This is a genomic window from Paracoccus sp. (in: a-proteobacteria), assembly GCF_046462195.1.
GTDB lineage: Bacteria > Pseudomonadota > Alphaproteobacteria > Rhodobacterales > Rhodobacteraceae > Paracoccus.
The window spans coordinates 1-9,154 of sequence record NZ_JBKGUN010000175.1; the positions used below are offsets into that span (position 1 = coordinate 1).

General features: G+C 66.4%; 11 protein-coding genes. 5 read left to right on the forward strand and 6 right to left on the reverse strand.

The window, feature by feature from the left end; translation table 11 throughout:
• Window positions 1-300: 300 nt before the first annotated feature.
• Together greA and ACLHHB_RS10960 are read left to right on the forward strand one after the other, a co-directional pair.
• On the forward strand, window positions 301-771 hold the full coding sequence (greA, locus tag ACLHHB_RS10955) for a transcription elongation factor GreA (protein ID WP_410218320.1): 471 nt from the start codon (window positions 301-303) through the stop codon (window positions 769-771).
• A gap of 5 nt (window positions 772-776) precedes the next feature.
• Window positions 777-1,688: a hypothetical protein gene (locus ACLHHB_RS10960; protein WP_410218321.1), complete on the forward strand. Its 912-nt coding sequence runs from the start codon at window positions 777-779 to the stop codon at window positions 1,686-1,688.
• Here ACLHHB_RS10960 and ACLHHB_RS10965 read toward each other — a convergent pair.
• Window positions 1,685-2,152: a GNAT family N-acetyltransferase gene (locus ACLHHB_RS10965; protein WP_410218330.1), complete on the reverse strand. Its 468-nt coding sequence runs from the start codon at window positions 2,150-2,152 to the stop codon at window positions 1,685-1,687. The genes ACLHHB_RS10960 and ACLHHB_RS10965 overlap by 4 nt on opposite strands.
• 79 nt (window positions 2,153-2,231) lie before the next feature.
• Between ACLHHB_RS10965 and ACLHHB_RS10970 the strand changes: the two genes are divergently transcribed.
• Together ACLHHB_RS10970 and ACLHHB_RS10975 are read left to right on the forward strand one after the other, a co-directional pair.
• Window positions 2,232-3,008 (forward strand): AzlC family ABC transporter permease, encoded by a 777-nt coding sequence (locus tag ACLHHB_RS10970; RefSeq protein ID WP_410218322.1) that lies wholly within the window; start codon window positions 2,232-2,234, stop codon window positions 3,006-3,008.
• Between the two features lie 2 nt (window positions 3,009-3,010).
• On the forward strand, window positions 3,011-3,340 hold the full coding sequence (locus tag ACLHHB_RS10975; protein WP_410218323.1) for an AzlD domain-containing protein: 330 nt from the start codon (window positions 3,011-3,013) through the stop codon (window positions 3,338-3,340).
• Here ACLHHB_RS10975 and ACLHHB_RS10980 read toward each other — a convergent pair.
• The 4 genes from ACLHHB_RS10980 to ACLHHB_RS10995 are packed head-to-tail and all read right to left on the reverse strand — an operon-like array spanning window position 3,325 to window position 6,886.
• The gene (locus ACLHHB_RS10980) at window positions 3,325-3,951 is read right to left on the reverse strand and encodes a hypothetical protein (RefSeq protein ID WP_410218324.1); all 627 of its coding nucleotides are present in this window, start codon (window positions 3,949-3,951) and stop codon (window positions 3,325-3,327) included. The genes ACLHHB_RS10975 and ACLHHB_RS10980 overlap by 16 nt on opposite strands.
• A 13-nt stretch (window positions 3,952-3,964) precedes the next feature.
• A complete protein-coding gene (locus ACLHHB_RS10985) occupies window positions 3,965-4,117 on the reverse strand; it encodes an aa3-type cytochrome c oxidase subunit IV (RefSeq protein WP_410218325.1) in 153 nt (50 codons plus the stop codon).
• Between the two features lie 52 nt (window positions 4,118-4,169).
• Window positions 4,170-5,192 carry an MBL fold metallo-hydrolase gene (locus ACLHHB_RS10990; RefSeq protein ID WP_410218326.1) on the reverse strand — a complete coding sequence of 341 codons (1,023 nt, stop codon included), beginning with the start codon at window positions 5,190-5,192 and terminating at the stop codon, window positions 4,170-4,172.
• Entirely contained in the window at window positions 5,189-6,886 is a 1,698-nt protein-coding gene (locus tag ACLHHB_RS10995) for an acyl-CoA dehydrogenase (RefSeq protein WP_410218327.1), read from the reverse strand. The genes ACLHHB_RS10990 and ACLHHB_RS10995 overlap by 4 nt, the downstream gene beginning before the upstream one ends.
• Before the next feature lie 109 nt (window positions 6,887-6,995).
• Between ACLHHB_RS10995 and ACLHHB_RS11000 the strand changes: the two genes are divergently transcribed.
• Window positions 6,996-7,946 (forward strand): L-threonylcarbamoyladenylate synthase, encoded by a 951-nt coding sequence (locus ACLHHB_RS11000; RefSeq protein ID WP_410218328.1) that lies wholly within the window; start codon window positions 6,996-6,998, stop codon window positions 7,944-7,946.
• Between the two features lie 18 nt (window positions 7,947-7,964).
• Here ACLHHB_RS11000 and ACLHHB_RS11005 read toward each other — a convergent pair.
• A partial coding sequence (locus ACLHHB_RS11005) for a Glu/Leu/Phe/Val family dehydrogenase (RefSeq protein ID WP_410218329.1) occupies window positions 7,965-9,154 on the reverse strand: 1,190 nt, incomplete at its 5' end.

Sequence of the window (9,154 nt, forward strand, 5' to 3'; positions counted from 1 at the left end):
ATCATAGTCCATCGATTCGCGAACCGTCTCCGCCCCGTTACTCATCTGATGAAGCCCCTTCCGGCAAACTGGCTGGACCCTTGACTATCGTGCCGGACCCATGGGGGCAATCGTGACGCGGCGAAGATATAGGGCCATCGGGGACATCAAAGGTGGCACGGCGGGCATCAGGCTTGCAATGGGACGGGAATTCGGGTCACGATGCCGCCGAACACGGCTTCGCGCCCCTGCCATCCGCATGGCAGGGGCGTTGGCTTGGTACTTGGATGGAAACCGCATCCCACGAAGGACAGGGCAGCGATGGATAAGATACCGATGACCCGTACCGGCTTTCAGGCGCTCGAGCGCGAGCTGGGCGAGCTGAAATCGAAAGAACGCCCGGCCATCATCCGCGCCATTGCGGAGGCACGCGAACACGGTGACCTGTCCGAAAATGCGGAATATCATGCGGCCCGGGAAAAGCAGGGCTTTATCGAAGGCCGTATCAAGGAACTGGAATCCATCCTGTCGCGGGCCGAGGTGTTCGACCCCGCCAAGCTGTCGGGCAGCATCAAGTTCGGCGCCACCGTGGAGCTGCTGGACGAGGACACCGAGGAAGAGCGGACCTATCAGATCGTGGGCGAGGCCGAGGCCGATATCGAGCGCGGGCTGCTGAACGTCCGCTCGCCCCTGGCACGTGCCCTGATCGGCAAGGATGAAGGCGACAGCGTGGAGGTCGTCACCCCGGGCGGTCACCGCAGCTACGAAATCATCGCGATCCGGTACGAGTGATTCGCATGTCCCTTGTCGCACGCATCTCGTCCCTGACCCGCCGCGACCGCATCACCACTGTCGGTTTCGCGCTGACGGCAGGCTGGCTGTTCCTGGTCGCGCTGTTCTGGCTGCTGACGCCCGGCAGCAATGACGGCACGGGCGGCGTCACCCACCTCGTCAACATCGTCGGCGTCGTGATGCCTGTTGCGCTGGTCTGGGTCGGCGTGTCGCTGGCACGGCAGTTGACGCTGCTGCGGGCCGAGGCCGATGATCTGCGCCAGCGCCTGGCCCTGCTGCGACCGGGGGCACAGCCTGATGACGAGGCCGACGATATCCTGCCGGAACGCGATGCCCCGGCAAAGGTGGCCCCGCCTGCCCGTCAGACGCCTCCGGCACCACCCCCTGCCCGTTCCCGCCCCAGACCGCAGCAGCCCGAGCCGCCGGTGGCCGAGGCTTTCTCCGAAAGCGTCGATGCCGCGACGCTGATCCAGGCCCTGAACTTTCCCGACGGTCCGGACGATCACGCGGCCATCGAGGCGCTGCGCCAGTCCCTGAAGGATCCGGTCAATTCGCGCGTCCTGCGGGCCTCGCAGGATGTCGTGACGCTGATGGCGGGCCATGACGTCTATATGGACGATCTGCCACCCGATCCGGCCCGGCCCGAGGTCTGGCGCCGTTTTGCCCAAGGTGACCGGGGCAGCGCCGTGGCCGCTCTGGGCAGCATTCACCATCCCGAAGCGCTTGAAGTGGTCGCCACGATGCTGCGCGAGGACGAGATCTTCCGCGACACGGTTCATCACTTCCTGCGCCATTTCGACGGGTTGATCGGTCGGGTCGTGCCGGAACTGGATGATCTTCAGATTGCCGTGCTGGCCGACACGCGCTCGGCCCGGGCCTTTATGCTGTTGGGGCGCGTTTCGGGCGTTTTCGGCTAGGCCGCGTCACGACGCAGGATATGGATCTGCCCCCACCAGGGCAGCCCATAGCAACCGCAGCCTTCCTCTACGAAGCCCAGACTGCGGTAAAAGGCCAAGGCTTGCGGATTCTGCGCCCGCACCTCGGCCCGCAGCCCCGGATGCGCCTGCCGCGCCGCCCGCCCGAGGGCCGATGTCACCAGCGCCGTAGCAATGCCCTGTCGCGGCCGGGATACCGCCAATCCGTCAATGACCAGATCACTTGTCTCGGGCGCGCAGCGAAACAGCCATCGGGGTGCGGCCAGGTCGCGCAAGGGAAAGCCGCCTTCTGTGTCACGCAGCCCGATCACGCCCAGGACAGCACCGCCACTTATTGCCACCATCCCGTGCCGCGCCCTGATCCGGGCAGGCCAGCCGCAGATTCCGAAATGGGCGCGCCACAGGCCGGCCGCGGCCTCCAGGGCGCCATCCGGTATGGGGTCCATGATCTGCACCAGCCTGCCTTGCCTCGGATTGCGCGTCATGCAAGCAAGGTGCAGCGAACCGCGAACAACCGAAAGCACCATGTCACCCTCGCCCGAACCCCGCCCGGCGCCACGGCAAGAGGCCGCCGATGATGCCACTGATCGCGCCCTGACGCGCAGTCCGCGCGAAGCCTTCTGGCACGGGATCGGGCAGTCGCTGCCGTTCCTGGTGGTCATTGTCCCCTTTGCGGTGCTGTTCGGCGTTGTCGCGACCGAGGCCGGGCTGGATATCGCGCAGATCATGGGCATGTCCATCATGGTGCTGGCGGGCGCGTCGCAGTTCACCGCCGTGCAGTTGCTGTCCGACAATGCGCCCACGATCATCGTGATCCTGTCCGGACTGGCCGTGAACCTGCGGATGGCGATGTATTCCGCCTCGCTTCTGCCCTGGCTTCGGGGGGCGTCTTCCCGGCAAAAGCTGTGGGTGTCCTATACCCTGATCGACCAAAGCTATGCCCTGTCGATCCAGCATTACGAACGCAACCCGCGCCTGCCGCTGGACCTGAGGCTTGCCTTTTTTGCGGGAACAGCGGTGGTCCTGTGCCTGCCCTGGATGGGCGCCACCTTGCTGGGCGCGACGGTGGGGCAGGCCATTCCCGAGGAGATCGCGCTGGATTTCGCGATGCCGATCACCTTTCTGGCCATGATCGCGCCGATGCTGCGCACGGTGGCGCATCTGGCCGCCTGTTTCGTGGCCATCACGATGGCGCTGGTTCTGGCGGGCCTGTCGTCGGGCCTGGGCCTGCTGATCGCGGCGCCCCTGGGCATGGCAACCGGCGCCCTTGTGGAAGCGCGCATGGAACGAGGAAAGGCATGACAATGGAAGCCACGAGCACACAGATCTGGCTGATCATCGTGGTTCTGGGGATCGGCACCTTCCTGATCCGCTGGTCCTTCCTGGGGGCGCTTGGCGATCGGGAGTTGCCCGCCTGGGTGCTGCGGATGCTGCGGTACACGCCGGTGGCCGTGCTGCCTGCGCTGGTGGCGCCGCTGGTCATGTGGCCCGCAGCCACGGGAGGCGAGCCGGAGCCTGCGCGTCTGGCCGCCGCCACGGCAACCGTGGCGATCGGGGTGCTGACCAGGAACGTGATGCTGGCCATCCTGGCCGGGGGCATCACGCTCTTTGGTCTGCTTTACGTTCTGGGATAGCCGACGATACGGCCGTCCTTTTGCCGCAGCAGGACGTCGTGGTTGTTGGCCGGATCGCCGTCCATGTGACGCTTGGACTGGACGTTCGGCAGCGTCAGGAACCAGCGCCGCAGGCGCAGCGGCGAAAAGCCGCGGGGCGCGGTTTCAAATCCCGGCACGCCCGCAAGAACCCGGCCCGTTTCGACGGCGCAGAAGCTCTTGGCGCCGGCCCCGTTTTCCTCGGCGCGCCGGATGGCCATGTCCGCCACCTCGCGGCTGACGAAGACGGTGTCCTCGGCTACCCAATAGGTCGAGCGCGCGTGGTAGTCGATGTAGAAGTGCTTGAAGTTGTCGTTTATCCCGTAAAGCACATCGTTGCGTTCGGGAATGGCGGGATGCTGCCAGCTGCCTGCAGGGTCATAGATGACGCGCTGGCTGCCGTTGATCATCAGGCCGGAATGCCCACCCTCGCCCCGCGGGATGCCGATCACCGTCAGGAGGGTGATCGACGGCGGCTCGGGCGAGACGAAGCGCGCGGCGCGCACGCGTTCGTCACTGTCCCAGATCTTCTGGGCTCCACAGGCGGACAGGGCAACCGGAAGGGTGGCTGCCAGGAAAACGCGACGCTTCATGATGTTGCCGCGATCAGGCGTTGGTCAGGGCAAGAAAGACCAGCACGACCAGCGACAGGATGACGACCCAGGTGCCGATCCGGATGAAACCGGCGAAAGTCTTCTTGTGAGCGGTCAGGTCCATCGTGCCCTGGGTCGCTTCGGGTTTGTTGTCGTAATCGGCCATGGCTGCCCTCCGGATTGTGTTTGCCTTGCGATAGCCCAAAGAGCGCGACCTGTCACGCCCCCCACAGCACCGCGCCGTCCCTTTCCTCCACGGGCCGAATCACGCCCGCGCGATGAAGATGGTTCAGATGCGCAACCGCCTCGACAAGGGCAAGGCCGAACTCGCCCTCGCCGATGCGGCGCTTGTAGAGCAGGTCAAAGCAGCCGACGGCACTTCGGGGCTGGACCGCCAGGGCCTCGGCCAGCCGCGCCAGGGCCGCGCGGTGATTCTGGATCAGCTGGTCCAGCCGGAAGGGAAGGCCCGTGAAGGGCAGCTTGTGGCCCGGCAGCACCAGCTGGTCATCATGCGCCAGAATTCGCAGGCGCGTGCAGCTGTCCAGGAACTCGCCGACCGGATCGGCCTCGGGTTCGGTCGGGTAAACGCCCAGATTGGGCGAGATCGAGGGCAGTAGCTGATCGCCTCCGATCACCAAGCTGTCGTCCTGCGACCAGAATGTGGCGTGGCAGGGCGCATGCCCGTGCCCCATTGCCACCCGCCATTGGCGCCTGCCAATGCGGATGATGTCACCCTCTGCCAGCCGGGCAAAGCCGAGGGGCAAGGGATGAACAACATCGGAAAAGTTGAACGGACGCTCGGTCCTGCGCCTTGTCAGCAGGTCGGCGGGCATTCCCGCGCGGCGCCAGAACTCCAGTGCCTGAGGACTGGCATGGTCCTGCACGTCCAGCGTCAGCATCCGCGCCATCAGCCATGCCGTCCGGCTGATCATCAGTCCTGCGCCATGGCGTTCCATGAACCAGCCAGCCAGACCGACATGATCGGGATGGTGGTGCGTCGCGATCACCCGCGCGATCGGCCGCCCCGCCAGTGGCCCCGCCTGCAGTTTGCCCCAGATCTCGCGGCCACGCTTGCTGTCAAAGCCCGTGTCGATGATGGTCCAGCCATCGTCATCCTCCAGCGCATAAACATTCACGTGATCCAGCGCCATCGGCAGCGGCAGGCGCATCCACAGGATGCCGGGCGCCACCTCGGTGGCCGCGCCCTCGGAGGGCGGGGTGTCGAACGCGGTCCGGATCACGCCGCAAAGTCGCCGGCCAGCGCAGCATCGGCAAGGCTGGTCAGATCGTCCAGGCCGGCTTGGGCCTCGGCCAGATCGCCCGCGTGATGCGGCAGGACCCGCGCCATGAACACCCGCGCCAGCGCCTGATGCGAAGCGCTGCCCGCCCTTGCCGCGCGCAGGTGATAATGCCCGCCCAGAATCCGCGCAAAGGCCGTCAGATAAGGAACGGCCCCGGCAAACCGTACCGTCACGTCGCGTTCCAGCAGTGCATGCGTCGCTTCGCGCAGCGTTTCGGCCGCCTGCCACAACTGGTGCGCCATGTCGGGATGGGCGGCCTGCGCGGCCTTGGCGCCGTCCGCCACCTCGTCCAGAAGGCGGATCGCGGCATCGCCGCCATCGGCCAGCTTGCGCCCCACCAGATCCATCGCCTGAATGCCGTTCGTACCTTCATAGATCGAGGTGATGCGCACGTCGCGCAGGAACTGGGCCGCGCCCGTTTCCTCGACATAGCCCATGCCCCCATGGACCTGCACGCCCATGTCGGCCACACGGATACCCACATCCGTCCCATAGGCCTTGGCGATCGGCGTCAGGAAGGCCGCGCGCGCGGCCTGAACCTCATCGCCCGTGGCCCGCGCCATGTCGATGGCGGTGGCGCAGGCCAGCCCGATGGCGCGGGCGGCAAAAACCTCGGCCCGTGCCGTGGCCAGCATCCGGCGCACGTCGGGATGCCCGATGATCGGCCCCATCTGGTCGCGGTCCTGCGCATAGGCGGCGGCCTTTTGCAGCGCGGCCTCGGCCACGCCCACGCCCTGCATGCCGACGCCGAGGCGTGCCACGTTCATCATGGTGAACATGGCGGCCATGCCCTTGTGCTCTTCGCCCACCAGCCAGCCCGTGGCATTCTCATAGGACATCACGCAGGTCGGGCTGCCATGAATGCCCAGCTTTTCCTCGAGGCTGACGACCTTGAGGCTGTTGCCCGGTCCGGGTTTGCCCTGGGCGTCGGGAATGAACTTCGGCACCATGAACAGGCTGATCCCCCGCGTACCCCTGGCGGCCCCCGGCAGGCGCGCCAGCACAAGATGGCACACGTTCGACGTCATGTCGCTGTCGCCCCAGGTGATGTAGATCTTCTGTCCGGTGATCCGATAGGTGCCGTCGCCCGCGGGCTCGGCCCGGGTGGTCAGGGCGCCCACGTCGCTGCCTGCGCCCGGCTCGGTCAGGTTCATCGTGCCCGACCATTCGCCGCTGATCAGCCTGGGCAGGTACAGGGCCTTCAGGTCGTCGCTGGCGTGATGTTCCAGCGCCTCGATCTGGCCCTGGGTCAGCAGCGGGTTCAGTTGCAGTGCCAGACAGGCCCCTGACATCATCTCGGACACGGCCATGTTCAGCGCCTGCGGAAGACCCATCCCGCCATGGTCGGGATCGGCCGAAACGCCGACCCACCCTCCTTCGGCGATTGCGCGAAAGCCTTCGGCAAAGCCGGGCGACGACCGCAGGACGCCGTTTTCCAGACGCGCCGGATGCCGGTCACCCGCGACGTTCAGGGGCGCCAGCACATTCGAGGCCAGTTTGCCGGCCTCGGCCAGAACGGCACTGGCGGTCTCGGCCGTGGCCTCGGCAAAGCGAGAGGTCGCGGACAGTTCGGCAAAGGGCACGACATGGGTGAGGATGAAATCGATCTGCTCGACCGGCGCCTTGTAGCTCATGGGTCCTCCTCCAAGCGCCTTGGCATCCGGGCCCGGCGCAACTATCAGAATGTCAGGCGGTATCTTGGTCCGCGATCATTTCAGGCTCAACCGAAACCCCGCGTCACGAATGAAGACCCTGCGCTTGCCCCCCGATGCCGATGGACTGTCCTGCGCCGCAGAGTTGCTGCGCGGCGGCCAGACCGTCGCCATACCGACCGAGACAGTCTATGGACTGGCCGCCGATGCCCGGAACGGCGAGGCCGTGGCGCGAATCTACGAGGCCAAGGGCAGGCCCAGCTTCAACCCGCTGATCGTGCATGTCCCCGATCTGGCCGCCGCCCGTGCAATTGCCGAGGTTCCGCCCCAGGCGCAGGTGCTGGCGGACATCTTCTGGCCCGGACCCCTGACCCTGGTGCTGCCGTTGCGTGCTGATGCCGGCATCGCATCGCTGGTCACGGCGGGCCTGACAACCATTGGTCTGCGCGTTCCCGCCCATCCGACAGCCCAGGCCCTGCTGCGCGCATTCGGGGGACCAGTAGCGGCACCTTCGGCCAATGCGTCGGGCCGGATCAGCCCGACCAGTGCGGATCATGTGCTGGACCCGGAGGGCGGGCTCGACGGACGCATCGCCGCCGTCATCGATGCAGGACCTTGTGCCGTCGGACTGGAATCCACGATCATCGGCTGGCCCGGCGGACGCGCCACGCTGCTGCGCCCGGGCGGCATCCCCGCCGAGGCGATCGAGGCACGGTTGGGTCAGCCCCTGGCGCAGCATCAGGGCGACCCGTCGGCACCGAATGCGCCCGGGCAGTTGTCCAGCCATTATGCGCCAAAGGCCGCGTTGCGCCTGAACGCCAAGACTCCGCAACCGCATGAAACGCATCTGAGGTTCGGGACGCCCGGCGCCTTCAGCCTGTCCGAAGGTGGCAATCTGACCGAGGCCGCCGCCCGGTTGTTCGACCTGCTGCGTCGCGCCGACGCATTGGGGCGCCCGATTGCGGTCGCCCCCATCCCGGAACAGGGTCTGGGGGCGGCGATCAACGATCGTCTGCGTCGCGCCGCCGCCCCCCGCGATTGAAGCGAAAGGCGCCTGCCCTTACAGCCCCAGCGAGTTGTAAACGTTCGAGATGCGGCGAATGGCCACGACATAGGCGGCGGTGCGCATGTCCTCGACCTTGGGATTGCTCATCCAGACTTCCTTCATCTTCTTGAAGGATTCGCGCATCGTGTCGTCCAGACCCGAACGCACCAGGTCCAGCTCGTCGGCGCCGTGCAGGAAGGATTCCTTGAAGCCCCGCGCCAATTCGAAATTCGTGCCGGTGTCGGCCGAGATCCGCTCCAGTTCCTCGATCAGCATGCGGGCGCGCGCTTCCTCGTGGCGGCGCTCCAGCCGGCCGAGGCTGATCTGCGACAGGTTCTTGACCCATTCGAAATAGGACACCGTCACGCCGCCGGCATTGGCATACATGTCCGGGATGATCACGATGCCCTTGCTGCGCAGGATCTCGTCCGCATCGGCCGTCACGGGACCGTTCGCGGCCTCGATGATCAGCTTGCAGTTGATGCGTCCGGCGTTTTCGGCATGGATCACGCTTTCGATCGCGGCGGGAACGAGGATGTCGCATTCATCCTCCAGCGCGGCCAGACCGTTCTCGCGATATTCGCCACCGACAAAGCCCTTGATGCCCCCGGTGGCACGGATATGGCCGCGCAACGCGTCGATGTTGATGCCCTGCGGGTTCACGATGGCACCGTCCCGCTCGATCACGCAGGTGATCAGCGCCTTGTCCTCGACCGACAGGAACTGGGCGGCGTGATAGCCCACGTTGCCAAGGCCCTGCACGATCACGCGCTTGCCGGCCAGCGTCCCCGTCAGACCTGCCTTTGTCATCACGTCGTTGTGGCGGAAGAACTCGCGCAGCGCGTATTGCACGCCACGGCCCGTCGCTTCGACCCGTCCGTCGATGCCGCCTGCGGTGCGCGGCTTGCCGGTGACGCAGGCCTTGGCGTTGATGTCGTCGGGATGCAGCCGCTTGTAGGCATCGGCCATCCAGGCCATCTCGCGCTCACCCGTGCCCATGTCGGGGGCCGGAACGTTCTGGCTGGGCGAGATCAGGTTGCGGCGCGACAATTCATAGGTGAAGCGGCGGGTGATGCGTTCCAGTTCGTCCTCGTTCCAGGCGCGCGGATCGATGCGGAGACCGCCCTTCGAGCCGCCAAAGGGCACCTCGACCAGCGCGCATTTGTAGGTCATCAGCGCGGCCAGCGCCTCGACCTCGTCCTGGT

Bases quoted from the DNA above. Each gene is read 5' to 3' on its own strand.
- ACLHHB_RS10995 (WP_410218327.1), bottom strand. From the start codon at position 6,886: ATGAGCTACAAGGCGCCGGTCGAGCAGATCGATTTCATCCTCACCCAT.
- ACLHHB_RS10960 (WP_410218321.1), top strand. From the start codon at position 777: ATGTCCCTTGTCGCACGCATCTCGTCCCTGACCCGCCGCGACCGCATC.
- ACLHHB_RS10980 (WP_410218324.1), bottom strand. From the start codon at position 3,951: ATGAAGCGTCGCGTTTTCCTGGCAGCCACCCTTCCGGTTGCCCTGTCC.
- ACLHHB_RS10970 (WP_410218322.1), top strand. From the start codon at position 2,232: ATGTCACCCTCGCCCGAACCCCGCCCGGCGCCACGGCAAGAGGCCGCC.
- greA (WP_410218320.1), top strand. From the start codon at position 301: ATGGATAAGATACCGATGACCCGTACCGGCTTTCAGGCGCTCGAGCGC.
- ACLHHB_RS10975 (WP_410218323.1), top strand. From the start codon at position 3,011: ATGGAAGCCACGAGCACACAGATCTGGCTGATCATCGTGGTTCTGGGG.
- ACLHHB_RS10965 (WP_410218330.1), bottom strand. From the start codon at position 2,152: ATGGACCCCATACCGGATGGCGCCCTGGAGGCCGCGGCCGGCCTGTGG.
- ACLHHB_RS11000 (WP_410218328.1), top strand. From the start codon at position 6,996: ATGAAGACCCTGCGCTTGCCCCCCGATGCCGATGGACTGTCCTGCGCC.
- ACLHHB_RS10985 (WP_410218325.1), bottom strand. From the start codon at position 4,117: ATGGCCGATTACGACAACAAACCCGAAGCGACCCAGGGCACGATGGAC.